At 64.6% G+C, this 16336-nt stretch carries 21 protein-coding genes and 2 tRNA genes; 17 read left to right on the forward strand and 6 right to left on the reverse strand.

What is annotated here, in order from left to right:
* Positions 1–184: 184 nt before the first annotated feature.
* From ASE28_RS01660 to ssb, 10 genes are all read left to right on the forward strand, one after another.
* Positions 185–889, forward strand: a complete 705-nt coding sequence (locus ASE28_RS01660) for a hypothetical protein (RefSeq protein ID WP_057264091.1) — start codon at positions 185–187, stop codon at positions 887–889.
* A gap of 64 nt (positions 890–953) precedes the next feature.
* Positions 954–1154, forward strand: coding sequence for a hypothetical protein (locus ASE28_RS01665; protein WP_057264093.1), 201 nt, complete (start codon positions 954–956; stop codon positions 1152–1154).
* Complete coding sequence (locus tag ASE28_RS01670; RefSeq protein ID WP_057264094.1) at positions 1151–1420, forward strand: hypothetical protein; 270 nt, start codon at positions 1151–1153, stop codon at positions 1418–1420. Before ASE28_RS01665 ends, ASE28_RS01670 begins: the two co-directional genes overlap by 4 nt.
* Positions 1417–1551: a hypothetical protein gene (locus tag ASE28_RS33355; protein ID WP_255361019.1), complete on the forward strand. Its 135-nt coding sequence runs from the start codon at positions 1417–1419 to the stop codon at positions 1549–1551. The genes ASE28_RS01670 and ASE28_RS33355 overlap by 4 nt, the downstream gene beginning before the upstream one ends.
* On the forward strand, positions 1548–2345 hold the full coding sequence (locus ASE28_RS01675; protein ID WP_057264096.1) for an ERF family protein: 798 nt from the start codon (positions 1548–1550) through the stop codon (positions 2343–2345). The genes ASE28_RS33355 and ASE28_RS01675 overlap by 4 nt, the downstream gene beginning before the upstream one ends.
* A 1-nt stretch (position 2346) precedes the next feature.
* Positions 2347–3075, forward strand: a complete 729-nt coding sequence (locus ASE28_RS01680; protein ID WP_057264098.1) for a hypothetical protein — start codon at positions 2347–2349, stop codon at positions 3073–3075.
* A 9-nt stretch (positions 3076–3084) separates the two neighbouring features.
* Positions 3085–4152, forward strand: coding sequence for a hypothetical protein (locus tag ASE28_RS01685; protein WP_057264100.1), 1068 nt, complete (start codon positions 3085–3087; stop codon positions 4150–4152).
* Between the two features lie 149 nt (positions 4153–4301).
* Positions 4302–4850, forward strand: coding sequence for a hypothetical protein (locus tag ASE28_RS01690; RefSeq protein WP_057264102.1), 549 nt, complete (start codon positions 4302–4304; stop codon positions 4848–4850).
* A 14-nt stretch (positions 4851–4864) separates the two neighbouring features.
* The gene (locus ASE28_RS01695) at positions 4865–5503 is read left to right on the forward strand and encodes a hypothetical protein (RefSeq protein WP_157421808.1); all 639 of its coding nucleotides are present in this window, start codon (positions 4865–4867) and stop codon (positions 5501–5503) included.
* Positions 5504–5942: 439 nt separating this feature from the next.
* Positions 5943–6419, forward strand: coding sequence for a single-stranded DNA-binding protein (gene ssb, locus ASE28_RS01700; RefSeq protein WP_057264106.1), 477 nt, complete (start codon positions 5943–5945; stop codon positions 6417–6419).
* Positions 6420–6483: 64 nt separating this feature from the next.
* On the opposite strand, the gene ASE28_RS31770 is transcribed toward ssb, so the two are convergent.
* Together ASE28_RS31770 and ASE28_RS32425 are read right to left on the reverse strand one after the other, a co-directional pair.
* Positions 6484–7161, reverse strand: coding sequence for a hypothetical protein (locus ASE28_RS31770; RefSeq protein WP_157421809.1), 678 nt, complete (start codon positions 7159–7161; stop codon positions 6484–6486).
* Between the two features lie 8 nt (positions 7162–7169).
* Positions 7170–8123, reverse strand: a complete 954-nt coding sequence (locus ASE28_RS32425) for an HNH endonuclease (protein ID WP_082607841.1) — start codon at positions 8121–8123, stop codon at positions 7170–7172.
* Positions 8124–8168: 45 nt separating this feature from the next.
* Here ASE28_RS32425 and ASE28_RS32430 point away from each other — a divergent pair, with 45 nt between their 5' ends.
* Positions 8169–8873 carry a BtpA/SgcQ family protein gene (locus tag ASE28_RS32430; RefSeq protein ID WP_057264109.1) on the forward strand — a complete coding sequence of 235 codons (705 nt, stop codon included), beginning with the start codon at positions 8169–8171 and terminating at the stop codon, positions 8871–8873.
* Positions 8870–9337 (forward strand): hypothetical protein, encoded by a 468-nt coding sequence (locus ASE28_RS01715; RefSeq protein ID WP_057264111.1) that lies wholly within the window; start codon positions 8870–8872, stop codon positions 9335–9337. Before ASE28_RS32430 ends, ASE28_RS01715 begins: the two co-directional genes overlap by 4 nt.
* Here the strand turns inward: ASE28_RS01715 and ASE28_RS01720 are convergent.
* Entirely contained in the window at positions 9334–9648 is a 315-nt protein-coding gene (locus ASE28_RS01720; protein WP_057264113.1) for a hypothetical protein, read from the reverse strand. The genes ASE28_RS01715 and ASE28_RS01720 overlap by 4 nt on opposite strands.
* A 28-nt stretch (positions 9649–9676) precedes the next feature.
* Between ASE28_RS01720 and ASE28_RS01725 the strand changes: the two genes are divergently transcribed.
* The 4 genes from ASE28_RS01725 to ASE28_RS01735 all read left to right on the forward strand — a co-directional run bounded on the left by ASE28_RS01725 (position 9677) and on the right by ASE28_RS01735 (position 12208).
* Entirely contained in the window at positions 9677–9886 is a 210-nt protein-coding gene (locus ASE28_RS01725; RefSeq protein ID WP_057264115.1) for a hypothetical protein, read from the forward strand.
* Positions 9883–10824 (forward strand): hypothetical protein, encoded by a 942-nt coding sequence (locus ASE28_RS01730; protein ID WP_057264117.1) that lies wholly within the window; start codon positions 9883–9885, stop codon positions 10822–10824. Before ASE28_RS01725 ends, ASE28_RS01730 begins: the two co-directional genes overlap by 4 nt.
* Before the next feature lie 86 nt (positions 10825–10910).
* On the forward strand, positions 10911–11129 hold the full coding sequence (locus ASE28_RS31095) for a DUF4224 domain-containing protein (protein ID WP_157421829.1): 219 nt from the start codon (positions 10911–10913) through the stop codon (positions 11127–11129).
* Positions 11129–12208: a tyrosine-type recombinase/integrase gene (locus tag ASE28_RS01735; protein WP_082607816.1), complete on the forward strand. Its 1080-nt coding sequence runs from the start codon at positions 11129–11131 to the stop codon at positions 12206–12208. Before ASE28_RS31095 ends, ASE28_RS01735 begins: the two co-directional genes overlap by 1 nt.
* A 65-nt stretch (positions 12209–12273) precedes the next feature.
* Here the strand turns inward: ASE28_RS01735 and ASE28_RS01740 are convergent.
* The 3 genes from ASE28_RS01740 to ASE28_RS01750 all read right to left on the reverse strand — a co-directional run bounded on the left by ASE28_RS01740 (position 12274) and on the right by ASE28_RS01750 (position 13870).
* A tRNA-Leu gene (locus ASE28_RS01740) sits at positions 12274–12365 on the reverse strand.
* Positions 12366–12533: 168 nt separating this feature from the next.
* Positions 12534–12609, reverse strand: a tRNA-Gly gene (locus ASE28_RS01745).
* A gap of 349 nt (positions 12610–12958) precedes the next feature.
* Entirely contained in the window at positions 12959–13870 is a 912-nt protein-coding gene (locus ASE28_RS01750) for a glutaminase (protein ID WP_057264120.1), read from the reverse strand.
* A gap of 264 nt (positions 13871–14134) precedes the next feature.
* Here ASE28_RS01750 and ASE28_RS01755 point away from each other — a divergent pair, with 264 nt between their 5' ends.
* Entirely contained in the window at positions 14135–16285 is a 2151-nt protein-coding gene (locus ASE28_RS01755; protein ID WP_057264122.1) for a bifunctional diguanylate cyclase/phosphodiesterase, read from the forward strand.
* Positions 16286–16336: the final 51 nt, after the last annotated feature.

Here is a 16336-nt window from a genome sequence, read left to right on the forward strand (position 1 = left end):
GCGCGTTGGTCGGGGTCAGCACCTCGTAAGGCACAGCACACACCAACGGCAGCGTTTCCAGGGCCTCATAGCGGCCCGCCGCCCCACCCCTTTCCAACCGCGCGCCCCTCTCCGTCCCTCCCTCCATTTCTTGGGCGCACCAGCGGTTTTTTCTTCGCCCGCCAGGGCACACACCGGAGCTTTCATGGAAATCAAAATCGCACTGGACCTGCCGTCCATCATCGCCTCGGCCGTGACTGCCGAGAAGCTGCAGCCGCTGGTGGACAAGGCTATCTCGGACACCATCAAGGAGGCGATCCGCGAGGCGACCGACTACAGCAGCGAGTTCCGCAAGGAAGTGAAGAAGCAACTCGCCAGCGCACTCCCTCATGGCTTGGCCATCGACGACATGGCCAAGTTCCAACAGGTGCTGAACCAGGCTCTCAGCGAGGCGGTGCATGGTGAGAACGCCGCCGCTATGCGAACGGCGCTGCAGAAGGCGGTCAAGTCCGTGCTGCCCGATGCGCCCGACGTCCTGAAGCTCTCCGAACTGATGGTGGCGGCCCGCGAGGGGTTCCACAAGGACGATGACCGCAGCGAGTTCTATGGGCACTTCGAGGAAAGCGAGTACGGCGGTGGTTGCATCTACCTGGACAGCGACCCATCCCCGGGCTACCTCAGCAGCAGGGCGAAGGCGCACTATGACGCCAGGCATCACATCAGCTTCAACAAGGAAGGCGTGGTGTACGCGCTCAAGCTGAACAACACGCAGCTCACGCCCGCCGCGCAGCCCACCGTGATCACCCGCTTCGAATCGATCCTGATGGCGATGTACGTGGGGCGCACGCGCTTGGACGTCGACCTGGACCCCGACGAGGTCAAAAGCGCAGCCGAAGCGCAGTACGACTGACCCACAGCCCCGAACCCTCCCAGCCCGCACCCCGCGGGCTTTTTTACGCCCTCTGGAGAACACCATGCAGAACGTGCACAGCACCATGCAGCGTGCCATCGCGCCGCACTCCCCGCCCCCGATCACGCCCACCGAGTTGCTGGAGCTGCGCGCCAAGGCCTGGGCCGAGGTGGAGCGGATCGAGGCCAGCGACGCCAACTGCCGCCGCGCGCTGCGCGCCCAGCAGCGCCAGCAGCACCACGAGTGGGTCGGAGCATCGCAATGAACGGCGTCCGTCCCAACCTCACCACGGCCGTGGCCATCGTCGCGCTGCTGGGCGCATTCTTCTTCGCCCAGGCCGACGACACCCAGGCACGCCAGGCCCATTACCAGCGCGAGAAGCGCGAACTGGCCGAAGCCCAGCACTCGCGAGACTGGGCGCTGCAGCAGTTCCAGAAGAACGCCTGCCGCCCCGGCGAAACCGCCATGTGGGTTGAGGACCAAGTGGCCGAGTGCCTGCGCGACATCACCACCACGGCGGCCCGGCCATGACCGAGCACGACCAGCCTGAACCCACCGCCCTGGAAGAGCTGCAGCAGATCCTCCTGATCGCAGGCCTGGGCTTCTTCATCTGCCTTACCACCGGCCTGCTGGCCGGGCTTTTTTACACGCCCACACCATGACCACCACCGAACTGGCCGACACGCCCACGCAGGCGCAAACCGTCGCCCCCGAGGCCCTGCCCGCCCCAACCACGATGGGAGCGATCGCCACCACCTCCCCCGCCGGCCTGATGCTGCATCTGCTGCGCGAGCACGGCAACCTGGACCAGTTCGAACGCATGATGGACATGCAGGAGCGCTGGGAGCGCCGCGAGGCAGAGAAGGCATTCAACGATGCCCTGACCGCCTTCAAGGCCCTGAACATCAAGATCCCGAAGCGCAAGCTGGTGGACTTCGAGACACGCGGCGGCGGGCGCACCCAGTACAAGCACGCCGAGCTGGACGACGTGACCGACCTGCTTGGCCCCGCGCTGTCGGCGCACGGCCTGTCCTGGTCCTGGCGTCCTAAGCAGGAGAACGGGATGATCACCATCACCTGCGTGCTGCGCCATCGCCTGGGGCACTGCGAAGAGGTGTCGCTGTCGAGCCCACCGGACGCCAGCGGCGGCAAGAACGCCATCCAGGCGGTGATCTCCACAACCACCTACCTGGAGCGCCACACGCTGAAGGCCATCACCGGCACCGCGGAGAGCGGCGAGGATGACGACGGCCAGGGCGCGCCGGACGGCACTGGGGCAGAGAGTCTGGCCACGGTGTGGTGCAACAAGGTGATCGCCACGAAGACCCGCGCCGAGCTCACCCAGGTGATGAAGGAAGGCCGCGTGGTGTTCAAGGATGCCAAGGACCGCGATGGATATGCGGCGTTCGCCCACGCCATCGAGACGCACGGCGCCGCGCTGCCGGCGGAAGGCTGACATGCGCGACGTGCTGTTCCGCTGCTCCAGCCTGGGCCACCTGATGACCGAACCCAAGACACGGGCCGAGGGCGACCTGTCGATCGGTGCGCGCACCTACTTGCGCAACCTGGTCAAACAGGAGATCTTCTCCGTCGATTTCGAGGCCGGTGGCCGTGAGATCGAGAAGGGCCTGCGCATGGAGGCCGAGGGCATCGCGCTCCTGAACAAGGTGCGCGGCTTGAACCTGGCCAAGAACACCGAGCGCCGCACGCTGGGGCTGCTGACCGGCGAGTGCGACCTGTTCAACCCACCGCGCCGCCGGGGGCACGACATCAAGGCCTCGTGGTCGATCCGCACCTTTCCTGGCTGGGTGGCCGACTGCATCAACCCGCTGTACGAGTGGCAGATGCGCGGCTACATGCGGCTGTGGGACGCCGACGCCTGGGAGGTGAACTACGTCCTCGTGGACACCCCCGACGACCTGATCCGCGACGAGCCGCTGGAGCTGCACGTCGTGGACCACATCCCACCGCACCTGCGGGTCACCACCTGGGAGCTGGAGCGCGACTACCAAAAGGAATCGCTGATCCAGCTGCGCCTGGAAGCGGCCCGCGCGCACTACGACGAGCTGGTGCACGAGTTCGCCGACCTGCACCGCAAGGACGTGATCGACGTCCAGGCGCGCACCGCCGCGCCGCCCCCAGCACCACGGCGCAATGCCGTGCAACTGCCCACCCTCTTTTCCTGAAAGCCATCCATGACCGACCAAACCAACGCAGTCGCGGCAGCGCCAACCGCTGGCGCCATCTTGTCCAAGCCCATGTCCATCAAGGACACCGTGCTGGCGCAGTTCAAGGAAGCCGAGGCCGGCCTGCTGGCCATGGCCGAGCGCTACCGGGATGTCGTGTACGACGTCACCACCACCAAGGGCATGGCCGAGGCCAAGGCCGCGCGCGCCGACCTGCGCGACAACGGCCGCCGCCTGCTCACGCGCACCGAAGCCAGTGTGAAGGCCGACGTGAACGAGCTCAAGCAGGTGATGGGCGCCGAGGTTGAGCGCCTGGTGGACATCGTGAAGCCCGTCGAGGATGCCATCGACGCCCAGATCAAGGTCGAGGAGAAGCGCAAGGCCGACGAGAAGGCAGAGCGCGATCGCGTGGAAGCCGAACGCGTGGCCGCGCACCGCGCCAACATCACCCAGCTGCGCGCCTACGCTGACCAAGCGGCAGGCCAGTCGCTGGAGTCCTTGGCCAGCGCCATCACCGCGCTGGAAGCGATGGAGTTCGGCCCCGAGTGGGAGGAGTTCGCCCCCGAGGCCGACACCGCCCGCAACACTACGGTGGCCAGGCTGCGCGAAATCGCGGAGAGCACGCGGCAGCGCCAGGAGAACGAGCGGCTGCAGCAGGAGCTGGCCGCTGCACGGGCAGCGCTGGGCGCTCAGGCGCCCGCGCCGGCACCTGCCGCCACGCCGGCACCACACCGCGCGGCCTATGCGCATGCCCCCACCCTGGCCGCCCAGCCGCAGCCCGCCGCCCAATTTGCTGCCATGGCGTTCGATGACGACGACCAGGCACCCGACAGCACGGCGCCCGCCGAACCGCGCGACCCCAGCGCCGCCTCGCTGACCATCGGACAGATCAACGAACGGCTGGCGCACATCAGCGTGACGGCAGAAGGCCTGCGCGGCCTGGGCTTCCAGCCCGCCGGTCGACGCGGCAGCGCCATGCTGTACCACGAGGAAGACTTCTCGGCCATCTGCGCAGCGATCGCGCGCCACGCCGGCACCGTGGCCAGCAGCTACCGCCTCGAACTGGCGGCGGCCTGACCCTTTCCGGGGCGGCACGCCGCGCGGATCGCACCTGCAGCCCCTTGCGAGACGCCTCGGGGCCCGTTGGCAGCGCCGACTACAGGAACCACCGTGCGCCGGGCTGCGAAGGCCAGGCCGCCCCACCCATCACCACATCCGGAGGCCCATTGGAAAACGCTCCCCCACCCCAGCGCCCGCCTTTCAAGCTCGAAGGGCCGGCCGCCATCCGGCACCTGAATGTCCGCAAGGAAGGTCCAGAGGACGAGAAGGTCCTGGCGGTCGACGTGAAGCTGTCGTTCAGCAAGGTCGATCGCCGGCTGTGCGCCTACTTCGATGACGCGCTCGAGGCCTTTCTCTGGCGCGGCGAAACCCACGCGCTGATCGTGCGCAACCAGTTCCTCGCGCCGGTCACCTACGCCAACCAGATCAGCAGCGCCACCGTGCAGATCGGCGTGCGCACCTTCCACGGTTGCGACGTGAAGAAATTCAGCATCGAGCCCGCCGATGGCGGCGTCATCACGCTGGGCTGCAGCGTGTCGCTCTACCCCAATGCGGGCGACGTGTCCGACCTGGCCAAGCTGGTGCAGGACGAAGACCGCGTGTCCATCGAAGGGCCGCCCGACCTCTTCACCGAGGCAGGGCTGGCGGTCGATACCGCGGGCAACGTCACCCCGGTGGGTGATCGCGCCGGCCGCAACCTGGAGATCGTGCTGTGAAGGACACCCCACTCATGTTCTGTCCGCAGCTGGTGCCCATGGTGCTCGACGGCCGCAAGCCGTTGACGCGGCGCGGGGTGCAGATCACGCTGCGCACGCCCGGGCTGGCCGCCTGTCTGTTGCCGCCGGTCGGCAAGCCCCGCCCGCATGTGGCCGCCGAGCTGTGCCCCTACGGCCACCCCGGCGACCGCCTCTGGATGCGCGAGACCTTCTACGCCTGGGGCCGCTGGGAAACCAGGTTCAGCAGCAAGAAGGGCCGCGACGAATGGCACTTCGTGGACCTGACGCAGGAATGCGGCATGGCCTACCGCTACCACGCCGACGAAACACTGCTGGTGCCACCTCGCGGCATGGGCGGCGCCGTGCGTTGGTGGAAGCGCCCGGCGATCTTCATGCCCCTCGTGGCCAGCCGCTGCAACATGGAGCTGCAGGCCGTGCGCGTCGAGCGCCTGCAGGACATCACCGAAGCGGACGCTCTGCGCGAAGGCATAGTGCGCCAGCCTGACGGTGGCTACGGCCTTCCGGACACGACCCACTACCACGCAGCGGACCCGCGCATGAGCTTCTGGTCGCTGTGGGAGTCCATCAACGGCACCGGCTCGGTCGATGCCAACCCCTGGGTGTGGGTGCTGAGCTTCAACCGGCTGCCCTGATCTCCCCCGCCACCAACAAGCGTAATTTCCACCTTAGTTGCACCAATGGAATAACGCCAGTACAATACGGGCTTGAGTCGATTTACGGGAACTGTCCCGGCTAACGACCCAACCGTTCAGACCGAGAAGGTCTGTTTTGTCGCCCGGAAACCGCGGACCCCGTCTCAACACATCAACAAGACCACAGTGGTCAAGTACAACTTTGACGGAGGTATCAGCATGGACCCTAAGACCAAACAGTGGAGCATCACCAAGCTCATCGCCAGCCTCACCGTGGCCGGCACTCTCACCCTGAGCCCGTTGCCGTAAATCGACTCACCCAAAGCCCGCTCCCCGCGGGCTTTTCCATTTTCAGAGCCCGCCGTGTGCGGGCTTTTTTGCGCCCAACTCACCTCCACCAACTCCTGCCGCGCGAGGCGGCAGGCAACCCGAGAGCACCATGGCATCAGTCAACAAAGTCATCATCGTGGGCAACCTGGGGCGCGACCCCGAGATGCGCACCTTCCCCAGTGGCGACCAGGTGGCGAACGTCACCATCGCGACCACGGACAAATGGAAGGACAAGCAGAGCGGGGAAATGAAGGAGGCCACCGAGTGGCATCGCGTCATCTTCAACGGCCGTCTGGCCGAGATCGCCGGGCAGTACCTCCGCAAGGGCTCCCAGGTCTACGTGGAGGGCAGCCTGCGCACGCGCAAGTGGACTGACCAGGCGGGCGTGGAGAAGTACTCCACCGAGATCAGGGCCGACAGCATGCAGATGCTGGGCGGGCCGCGCGACGACGCGCAGCAGGGGTATGCCCCGGCGCCGGCCCCGCGCCAGCAGCAGCGTCAGGCCTCGCCACCTGCGCGTTCAGCAGCGCCACCGCCGCGCGCGGCATCGGGGTTCGACGATATGGATGACGACATCCCATTCTGAATTTGATGCGCGTGAAGTTTGCGCCCTCGGCGAGAGCAACTACCCCAACGAAAGGAACAACAATTTAAAGCAAGCTGGTGGTTAATCGAAACACCATCGTAGCCTCTGCTGCTATAGCTATAGCGATCGGGGGCAACCATTCAAAGAATTTTTCCGTTCGCATCATCGAATTTAAAGTTCTAAGGTGTGAGTACGCCCTACGATACAAAGGCATTGCATAATTGAATTTAATATTTTTAAATCGATCACCATCCATGGTCCTATTCACCGAATAGTTCATTGTGACTTCATTTTCATCAAAATCATAACCTCGATTTATAGTGGATCGAAAAACCGCACCCAGTCCAATACTTTCCAGATATTTAGCATATAAATCTTTCGCCTCTTCAAAGGCGTCCGACTGAGGTCTAATCCAAGTAGGCAATTTTACTGGATTTTTACTGACAATTTTCTCCAAATCTACCAATAGAGATTGACTGTTCACTGCACCCCAACTCTTGCGGATATCGGCCACAAGCCCACCATACAATTCGGAGGTAAACCAACGAAAGGCAAGATAAAACCAGATAATTAGGACTAGTATCTGCACTTTGCTTGAACTAAGCTTAGTTGCTACAGAAGAAAAGCTGGAAGCATTTAATGCATCCACGACACTCAACTCCAGAAATGCAGACGCCAAGTAGCCAAAGGAAAATACAATAAGATTTCGGCGCAATTTTTCCGATGAATCCTCAAAACTCATAATAACTCTCACTTCAAATTAAACACAGCGCGACCAAAGACAAATTCCCTGTGAAACCCAAGATATTCAACTTGGCAATTATTGAAATTCCAAGTCGGCATACTAGTTGTCGAGATATTCCAAGCGGCGAGAATTGATTGCACCTCGCTTTTACCAAGCAATAGTGATCCGTTATCCGCGAAAGAGATCCACCCGCGATCAAACAACAGGTCGACGTGAGGCGACAGCATCAGCCCGTTGTTCCCGTCCAGGCGCTCAGCATTCGAGCATACGGCCCAGGGCTTGATGTGGCTGGCCACCAGGAACTGCTCCGATAACACGCCGGTAAGGCGGCACTGCTTTTCAATGGCCAGCACATTGAGGCGGAATCGGCCTTGGCCACGCCTGGCGCGCACGATCTGCTCCACCTCGGTGACTGCCAGCTCTGTTTGCTGCCGCACGGCAGCCTCTGCCCTGTCCTCGGCCGCGATGGTCGAGCGCACGGCCGCCACCTCAAGCGCATCTCCGTCTGCGTTGCCGATGATGCCCTGCAGCACACCGCCGAGCTCGTTGCTGATCGCGGCCAGGTAGCAGCCCTGGTTCCCGTCGCCCGTCTCTGCCCGAATGGGGGAGTGCCGGGCAGGTAGTAGCGGGGCGATCAGGGCCAGATGCTGTTTCGGAGAGACAGGGGCTTGGAGCAATTGCCATTCGATCGGCACGAGCCACCCGGCCGTGCCCCAGGTGGCGCCAGTGCTGCCGAACTCCGCAGGCTTGTTCACGTCCTGGGCTGCCGCGGTCGCAATGCCCACCGCCTGGATGGCCCCATTCGCATACGAGAACACCACGTCGCCTGGCACCACGCGGGGCAGGTTCAGGTAGGTCTCGTTTGCGCCCCCGTTTGCCTTTGTCTTAGGACTCCAGATGTAGCCGCCCTCGATCTCCGCGCGGTGCGTCTGCTTGTGGTTCACCCACCAGTAATTCATGCCCATCCCTCTCAATTTGTTACAGCGTACCGCAACAGGAAGCACATGACCACAAAGATCTATCCCGTCATCCATCACCGCGACGACGACACCACCTTCGACCAGGCGGCGACCGCACATGAGGCCGGCGCCGATGGCGTGTTCCTCATCAGCCACGACGACCGGGACGATGAAGTAGCCGACATACTGCAGCGCTGGACCGCCGAGAGCGGCCTGCCGCCGAAGTTCCGGGTGGGCGTGAACTTCCTCGGCTGGGGCAACCTGCATGCGCTGGAGATCGCCGTCAAGGTCGGCGCCCAAATGATCTGGTACGACGCCCCAGGCTGCAGTTCGCAAGGGTTGTCCACCGAGGGCGCCCAGCTCGTGGAGCACCTGCGGCGCCTCAAGGCCGCCGGCCAGCTGGCGCCCGAGGTCTTCGCCTCGGTCGCGTTCAAGCACCAGCCGGTGGACCAGGTGCCATCCGCTGCGGCAGCCCTCGCGCGCCTGCAGGGCTGGATTCCCACCACCAGTGGCCCGGCAACCGGCGAGCCGCCCCCGCTGCAAAAGGTGGTGGACATGGCCGGCAACGGCGTGCTGGCCATCGCCAGCGGCATGTCGCCGGAGAACGTGGCCCCGTTCGTGTCGCACCTGTCGCACATCCTGGTGGCCACCGGCGTCTCGCGCGACTTCCACCACTTCGACTTCGAGCGACTGCGCGCCTTCGTGGGCGCGGTGCGCACTGCCGATGCGGCGGAAGGGGCCTCCGTATGAAGATGGCCAAACCCACCGAGCGCGACATCGACACCGCCGGCGAGCTGCTGCAGGTACTGGACGTGATCGACAAGCACCACCGCTGGGGCGGGCCCCAGCTCGCCGATGGCCCCAAGGACTTGTTCAAGGCCTTGGGCGACGACGAGTTCGACGAGGACGATCCCGAACACCTGCAGGCCCTCTACAACCACTTGGCCAAGCTGCTGCGCCGCTCTTCGAACTTCCATGGCCGGGTCATCGGCGGCATGTGCTACGTCGTCTGCTGGGACCACAACCGGATCCTCGACCCCGCCCAGGACGTACTGGACCTGCACCCGGACCTGCGCGCCGGGCTGGTGATGCTTGAGCGGCACCGTGCCGACTTCCTCCCCCGGCTGGAGCGCGAGGCGCGCGCGGCCGTGGCCAGCACCATCGACGCCGCGGCCGCTCGGCACAAGCTGGAGATGGGGCTGCCGCCTTTCTAGGCGTCCAGCGCCTCAGGGCCAATGCGCAACTCGCGAATGGTCACGTTGTTCCCCTGCCAGCTTTCGAACTTGGCAGACAGCACGTTGCAGGTGTGGTTGCCCACGAGCGCCGCGATCGCATCGCCGTCCGGCCCCTCTACTTGTTTCACCACTTCCGGGTCAAAGCGCAGGTGCGCGAACTTCTCGCGGGCCATCTGCTCGATTTTCGGCATCGTGACAGTGACCGTAGTGCCGTCGTCAAACGCATAGCGCGACCCCTCGGGGAAGACCTGCTCCAGAAACGGCTGGATGGCAGCAAGAAATTTAGACATCTCTCGACTCCTTTTAAGGGCGACCAGTATGAGCGATCGGGTCACCACCTGGCCAGCCGCCCGCCAGGCGTACTACTCCCACCACGCCGCGTGCGGCCAATGCCAAGCCGCCCGCGCGGCCTCCACCACCCAGCAGCGCTGCCCCGAGGGGCTGGCGCTGTGGGACACCTACAACCAGGCCGGCGACCCGCCCCACTTCCTGTGGGCGGCGCGGGCCCAACGACTCAAGAAACCATGACCGAAAGACAACCTGACGCGCGCCTGCGCATCCTTTCCGCTGCCGCCGCACTGGTGGCCGAAGCCGGCCAGGCCGGCCTGGTGGTGACCATCGAAACCACACCCCAGCAGCCCCTGGCCATGGGCAACTACAAGATGGCGCTCAACGTGCGCGACAAGCGCGGGGCTTCAGCACCGGCCGCCGAGGTAGGCCAGGGGGTTGATGCAGCGCCGGCCGCTTTCGATACCCGCGACCAGCGCATTCAAGTACTGGAAGCTGCGCTGCGCTTCTACGCCGATGGATGCCACTTCAACCTCTCCGACAAGGATGCCTGGGACACGGTGAGCGGCGAGCCGCAGAACTTCTGGTGCGATGAAGAGGGCACAGCCACCATGGAGGATGGCACGGTTGCAGCGATGGCGCTCAAGGGCACACCGCTGCTCGATGAAGAAGAGCAGGCCCTGCCTGCCATGGGCGCAGAGGCCCTTGTGCGGCAGATGTTCAAAGCCCTGGACGATGCCACCGGCAAAGACACCTCAGGCTTCCAGGCGATGGCAGCGGCCAGCGCCTGGCTTGCAGGCCAGCCGGTACCGATCAGCCGCCAGGATTGGCGCACGCAGGCAGAGCAGATCTATCTCGCGGTCGGCGACACGGCTGAGGTCGCACGCGAGTGCGCCCTGTACCTCTGCGACCAGCAGGACTGGCTTGGCCAAGAGGTTGACGATCCTGGCATGGCGGCCCAGGCAGACCTGCAGGAGCGCCCACACGCCTGTCGCGGCACGCTCACCCACGCCCAGCGCCTGGACCTGTCCACCGCCGCCTTCACCATCGCCTCACGCAATGACCCTACCTGCGTGCTCAAGGAGCCTGATGCCGAGCGCATCCTGGGCTTGCTGAGCAACCTGGCAGGGATGGACCTTGACGCCATTGAAGGGACACCCCATGGCCAGCCGACGTAGCCGCACGCGCCGCGACAAGCGCGCACCCATGCCCGATTTCGATGAACCACAGCCCGCCGCCGCGGGCATTCTTTTTGGAGGGTCGGATGCCTGAAGATCCATTCCTGAACGATACCCACCTGCACCGCCTCACAGGCTTTGCCTTCAAATCCAAGCAGATCGCTTGGCTGCGCAAGGAGGGGATACCATTCCGAGTCAGTGCCACCGGGCACCCTGTGGTGACCTGGGAAGCGGTGCAGGGCCGGGAAACCACGGCCCCTGCGGCACCCCAGCGCTGGACGCCGCGCGTTGTTGGAGCACATTGATGGGCCGCAAACCGTCTCGATGGCCGAATCTGCCACGCGGCATGCGGGCCAGGCCGCGTGGCAAGCTGATCCACTACTACCTGGACAGCGGCGGCACGCCGCGCAAGGAAATTCCGCTTGGGTCGGACTACATCGCCGCGGTGAAGAAATGGGCCGAGCTCACTTCGCAGCAAAACACCTTCGCCGTGTTCACGTTCCCCGACCTGGTGACGCGCTACACAGAGCAGGCGCTGAGCCAGAAATCATCCCGCAGCCAGCTCGACAACACGAAGCAGTTCGTGAACCTGCTGAAGTTCTTTGGCGACCCGCCAGCGCCGCTGGACAGTATCGAGCCGGTGCACATCCGCCAGTACATGGATTGGCGCGTCCAGGAAGCGCGCAAGGCCGCTGCAGAACGGTTCGCCAAGGCCGGCAAGCCCGTGCCTCAGAACCACGGCGGAGTGCAAGCCAACCGGGAGAAGGCCCTGATCTCCCACATGTGGAACTTCGCGCGCGAGCGTGGCATGACCGCCAAGCCCAACCCGTGCACGGGCGTGAAGGGCTACAAGGAGAAGGGCCGCGACGTGGTGGTGGGCGACGACTACATGGCCCGCGTTTTGGCTGTTGCCGGCAAGCCTTTGGAATTCGCGCTGCGCCTGGCTGGCCTCACTGGGCAGCGGCCAGCCGACGTCTTCTACATGAGCGAGAGCCACATCGCAGATGGCATGCTCCATATCCGCCAGGGCAAGACGGCCGCCAAGCTGCGGATCGAGATCACGGGGTCGCTCGCTGACCTGCTGGCCGAGATCACCCACTACAAGGCTCAGTTCAAGGTGCGCGCGCTGGCGCTGCTGGTGAACGAGGATGGCCAGCCGCTGACCAAGTACATGTTCCGCACCAGGTTCGACGCGGCCCGTGATGCGGCCGGAATCCCCAAGGAGGAATTCCAGTTCAGGGACATGCGCGCCACGGCCGCCACGGGGGTCGACGAGGCCACGGGAATCAAGCACGCGCAGGCACTTTTGGGCCACACCACGGAGGCGATGACGGCCGACTACATCCGGCACAAGGTGGGGAAAAAAGCGAAGCCCGCGAAGTGAATTGCGGAACAGTGACGAAAATTGCGGAACAGCCAGCTATAGATTTAATAGCTGATAACCGTTACTGGTGCCCCGAGCCGGGGTCGAACCGGCACGCCCCTTTTCAGGAAAGCGGCGGATTTTAAGTNGCAGTGTCTACCAATTTCACCATCGGGGCGCCGGCTGACCACGGCGGCCGTGCAAGGCACGGACCTGTGTTGCAGCGTAGCGTGGGCCGTGCGGGTGTGCAATGCCCTGTCGCATCCGGTCACACAATGGCGCCATCTAAAGCTGCCATTGCACAACGCCAAGAAAAAAGGGAAGCCTAAGCTTCCCTTTTTGAATCTGGAGCGGGAAAAGAGTCTCGAACTCTCGACCTCAACCTTGGCAAGGTTGCGCTCTACCAACTGAGCTATTCCCGCATTTCACTGTGCTGCTGTCGTTACCGTCAGTCTGCATCAGCAAGACTCAAATTATAGCGCCATTTTTTGGGCTTGCAAACCTCAGCGCCAAAAAATTTGCGTCTGCCTTGCGCGGCACAGGGCGAGCGCACTGCAGATCGACCTGGAGCCGCCCATGCTCCACCCGGAAAAAAGCCCGTATGGAGGCGGGCTTGAACTCGTGATGGTCACGAGGGGAGGAAGCCGCTGGTGCTGCGGCGGTTCCATGCTACTACGGAACCAGCGTGCAGTGTGCAGGATCGAGGGCCTCGGTCGTGCGGGAGATGCTCACTGGCCTGCTGCGCAGCGCGGCCGTGTCGAAGGTCCGCCATCAGAACACCGACAGCCCCGTCCTGGTGGTGAACAGTTCCAGCGCGTGCATGCCCAGCAGCGAGTTCCCGGTTGCATCGAGCGCAGGCGACCACACGCACAGGCTCAGGCGGTCAGGAACCACCGCCACGATGCCACCGCCCACGCCGCTCTTGCAGGGCAGACCGATGCGGAACGCGAACTCTCCGGCCGCGTCGTAGGTGCCGCAGGTCAGCATCAGCGAATTGATGCGGCGCGTCTGCCGCTCGGTCAGCAGTTGCTCGCCACTGAACGGGTGGCGGCCATCGCGGCACAGGTAACCGGTGGCGCGCGCAAGCTGCAGGCAGCTCATGCCCACCGCGCAGTGGTGGAAGTAGGCATCCAGCACGGCTGCGACATCATTGTCGATCTTGCCGAAGCTCTTCATGAAGTTGCCCAGCGCCATGTTGCGAAAACCGGTGGCAGCCTCTGAGGCAGCCACTTCCTCGTCAAAATGCACCGGCTCGTTGCACAGGCTGGACAGCAGCTCCAGCAGGGCGGCCTTGGCGTCGCCCTGGCTGACCAGACGATCGGTGACGGCAATCGCTCCGGCATTGATGAAGGGGTTGCGCGGCGTCCCCTGCTCAGCTTCGAGCTGCACCAGAGAATTGAACGGGTTGCCCGAGGGTTCGCGGCCGATGCGGTCCCACAGGGCATCGCCCAAGGCCCCCATCCCCAGGGTCAGGGCAAAGAGCTTGGAGATGCTCTGGATCGAGAAACGTGTACCGCTGTCGCCGGCCTGCGCCTCCTGGCCATCGCAGGTGCGCAGCGCGCTGCCGAACTGGGCCGCTGGCACCCGCGCCAACGCCGGGATGTAGTTGGCCACGTGACCTTGTGCGCCCAGCAGAGGGCGCACTGTCTCGACGATTTCTTCAAGGATGGGCTGGAATTGCATGGCGTGATTGTCGATCAGCCATCCATCGGCCGCAGCAGCCCGACGGGCCTTTCACCTACAGCGCAGCGCGAAAGCCCCTGGGAAGATAGCTCGCTTGCATTTCCTAACCTCTTTTTCGCGCGACAGATGTACGCTTTCTGCGGATCGGGTGGTGTCCGCATCCAGGGCTCCAAACTGCAGGGGGCGCCATGGTCGCCTGGCCTGCTCACTGTCAGGCCATTTCTGCACCTTTGATCGGGATCGGAAGCTTTCGTGACAGCGTTCATGCCTTCGAGCTACAACCTCTTCCTGGTGGCGGTGTCGCTGGCCATGGCCATGTTCGCCTCCTACGTGAGCTTCGACATGGCCCGCAGGGTGCGCACCTCGCAACGCGACATCGGCCTGGCCTGGTGGGCTGCGGGTTCGCTGGTCATGGGAACCGGCATCTGGTCCATGCATTTCCTGGGCATGCAGGCGCTGGAGCTGCCCATTCCCATCGGCTACTCGCAGGGGCTGACCTTCGCGTCCTGGCTGGCGGCGATGGCGGCATCCGGCATAGCCCTGGAACTGGCCAGCCGAAAGCGGCTCGACAACCTGCGCATCCTGCTTGGCGCCATGGCGATGGGCGGCGGCATCACCGCCATGCACTACCTGGGCATGGCCGCCATGCGCATGTCGCCCGGCGTCACCTGGGACATGCCGCTGGTGGCGCTGTCGGTGCTGGTGTCCTTCCTCGCGTCCACGCTGGCACTGCTCATCTTCAAGTTGCTGCGCCGGGTGGAGCGGCCCCGGCGCATGGGCTACCAGTTGGCGGCGGCGTTCGTGTTCGCCATGGCGATCTGCGGCACGCACTACCTGGGCATGGCGGCCGCCAGCTTCGCGGCGGGCTCGGTCTGCCTGACGGCCGGTGAGCTGGGCGGGCCCGGCCTGCAGACGGCTGTGGCCATGATTGCGGGTGCACTGCTGGTGGTCACCTTGCTCACTTCCATCCTGGATTCCCGGCTGCAGCGCGCCGCGCGCGGCGCATCGCATTCCATGCACGAGAGCAACGCGCGCCTGCAGGCCGCCAACGAAGAGCTCCAGCAGCGCGCCTTTGCCGACCCGTTGACGGGGCTGCCCAACCGCCTGCTGTTCGAGGACCGCCTGGCCCAGGCCACCCGCCGGCTGGAGCGCAGCAACCACGACGGGGTGGTCGAACGCATGGCCGTGCTGTTCGTGGACCTGGACGGGTTCAAGCCCATCAACGACTCTTTCGGGCATGCGGTGGGCGATGTCGTGATCCGCAAGGCGGCATCGCGCCTGCGCGACGAGGCCCGCGACTGCGACACCGTGGCCCGGGTGGGTGGCGACGAGTTCCTGATCCTGCTCAACGACGTGGCCGACGAACAAGCCTGCATTTCTGTGGCCCAGAGGGTGCTGGCGTCGCTGTCGCAGCCCTTCGAGGCATCGGGGCGGCGCATCGAGATCTCCTGCTCCATCGGCATCGTGGTGCATCCGGGCCACAGCGAGAGCAACAAGATCGTGGCCAATGCCGACGCAGCGATGTACGCCGCCAAGCGCGCAGGCGGAAGCTGCTATGCATTGTTCGAGCCCCACATGGTGTCCGACGTGTCGGAGCAGCTGGCGCTGCAGAGCGATCTGCGCCATGCGCTGGAGCGGGGACAACTGTCCCTGCACTACCAGCCCAAGATCGACGGGCGGCGGGGCCAGATCAGCGGTGTCGAGGCCCTGCTGCGCTGGAATCACCCGCTCCACGGCATGGTCAGCCCGCTCGTGTTCATTCCTCTGGCGGAGCGGATAGGCCTCATCGGCCGTCTCGGCCATTGGGTCATCGACGAGGCCTGCCGCCAGACCGCCGAGTGGGGCCACGACGGCCTGCGCATGCGCGTGGCGGTGAACCTGTCCGTACACCAGTTGCGCGACAAAGGCCTGGTCGACCGCATCGGGCAGACCCTGAAGGACCATGGCCTGGACGCATCGCAGCTGCTGTGCGAGATCACAGAGACCGTGGCGATGGAGGACATCAAGGCTGTGCAGCACACCTTCGAGGGGCTCGGCGACATCGGCGTGTACCTGTCCATCGACGACTTTGGCACCGGCTACTCCAGCCTGCGCTACCTGAGCCAGTTGCCCGCCCGGCAGCTCAAGATCGACCGCAGTTTCGTGGGAGACCTTGAACACAGCACCAACGCACGCGCCGTGGTGGCCGCCGTGGTGGGCCTGGCCCACGCCCTGGGCCTGCGTGTTGTGGCCGAGGGGGTGGAGACCGAGAGACAGCGCGACATCCTCCTGGCCATGGACTGCGACGAACTGCAGGGCTTTCTGTTCGCGCGCCCCATGCCACCCGCCGCCCTGCTGGCATGGGCCCGTGGGGCCAAGCCCGAAGGCGGTGCCGACTTCACGCCCTCGCTGGTGGGTGCACTCGCGCCCCTGTGAGCGCAGCGGGCACGGGCTTGCCATGCGAACCCCCAACGAAGCGACCCCGTC

Source organism: Acidovorax sp. Root219 (assembly GCF_001428665.1).
In the GTDB taxonomy this organism is placed as follows: Bacteria; Pseudomonadota; Gammaproteobacteria; order Burkholderiales; family Burkholderiaceae_C; genus Acidovorax.

Excerpts from the sequence above, each read along its gene's own strand:
- ASE28_RS01750 (WP_057264120.1), bottom strand. The coding sequence starts at position 13,870 with ATGCAATTCCAGCCCATCCTTGAAGAAATCGTCGAGACAGTGCGCCCT.
- ASE28_RS01720 (WP_057264113.1), bottom strand. The coding sequence starts at position 9,648 with ATGTCTAAATTTCTTGCTGCCATCCAGCCGTTTCTGGAGCAGGTCTTC.
- ASE28_RS01730 (WP_057264117.1), top strand. The coding sequence starts at position 9,883 with ATGACCGAAAGACAACCTGACGCGCGCCTGCGCATCCTTTCCGCTGCC.
- ASE28_RS32430 (WP_057264109.1), top strand. The coding sequence starts at position 8,169 with ATGACCACAAAGATCTATCCCGTCATCCATCACCGCGACGACGACACC.
- ASE28_RS01725 (WP_057264115.1), top strand. The coding sequence starts at position 9,677 with ATGAGCGATCGGGTCACCACCTGGCCAGCCGCCCGCCAGGCGTACTAC.
- ASE28_RS01715 (WP_057264111.1), top strand. The coding sequence starts at position 8,870 with ATGAAGATGGCCAAACCCACCGAGCGCGACATCGACACCGCCGGCGAG.
- ASE28_RS01675 (WP_057264096.1), top strand. The coding sequence starts at position 1,548 with ATGACCACCACCGAACTGGCCGACACGCCCACGCAGGCGCAAACCGTC.
- ASE28_RS33355 (WP_255361019.1), top strand. The coding sequence starts at position 1,417 with ATGACCGAGCACGACCAGCCTGAACCCACCGCCCTGGAAGAGCTGCAG.
- ASE28_RS01680 (WP_057264098.1), top strand. The coding sequence starts at position 2,347 with ATGCGCGACGTGCTGTTCCGCTGCTCCAGCCTGGGCCACCTGATGACC.
- ASE28_RS31770 (WP_157421809.1), bottom strand. The coding sequence starts at position 7,161 with ATGAGTTTTGAGGATTCATCGGAAAAATTGCGCCGAAATCTTATTGTA.
- ASE28_RS01660 (WP_057264091.1), top strand. The coding sequence starts at position 185 with ATGGAAATCAAAATCGCACTGGACCTGCCGTCCATCATCGCCTCGGCC.
- ASE28_RS32425 (WP_082607841.1), bottom strand. The coding sequence starts at position 8,123 with ATGAATTACTGGTGGGTGAACCACAAGCAGACGCACCGCGCGGAGATC.
- ASE28_RS31095 (WP_157421829.1), top strand. The coding sequence starts at position 10,911 with ATGCCTGAAGATCCATTCCTGAACGATACCCACCTGCACCGCCTCACA.
- ASE28_RS01685 (WP_057264100.1), top strand. The coding sequence starts at position 3,085 with ATGACCGACCAAACCAACGCAGTCGCGGCAGCGCCAACCGCTGGCGCC.
- ASE28_RS01755 (WP_057264122.1), top strand. The coding sequence starts at position 14,135 with ATGCCTTCGAGCTACAACCTCTTCCTGGTGGCGGTGTCGCTGGCCATG.
- ssb (WP_057264106.1), top strand. The coding sequence starts at position 5,943 with ATGGCATCAGTCAACAAAGTCATCATCGTGGGCAACCTGGGGCGCGAC.
- ASE28_RS01735 (WP_082607816.1), top strand. The coding sequence starts at position 11,129 with ATGGGCCGCAAACCGTCTCGATGGCCGAATCTGCCACGCGGCATGCGG.
- ASE28_RS01670 (WP_057264094.1), top strand. The coding sequence starts at position 1,151 with ATGAACGGCGTCCGTCCCAACCTCACCACGGCCGTGGCCATCGTCGCG.
- ASE28_RS01695 (WP_157421808.1), top strand. The coding sequence starts at position 4,865 with ATGTTCTGTCCGCAGCTGGTGCCCATGGTGCTCGACGGCCGCAAGCCG.
- ASE28_RS01665 (WP_057264093.1), top strand. The coding sequence starts at position 954 with ATGCAGAACGTGCACAGCACCATGCAGCGTGCCATCGCGCCGCACTCC.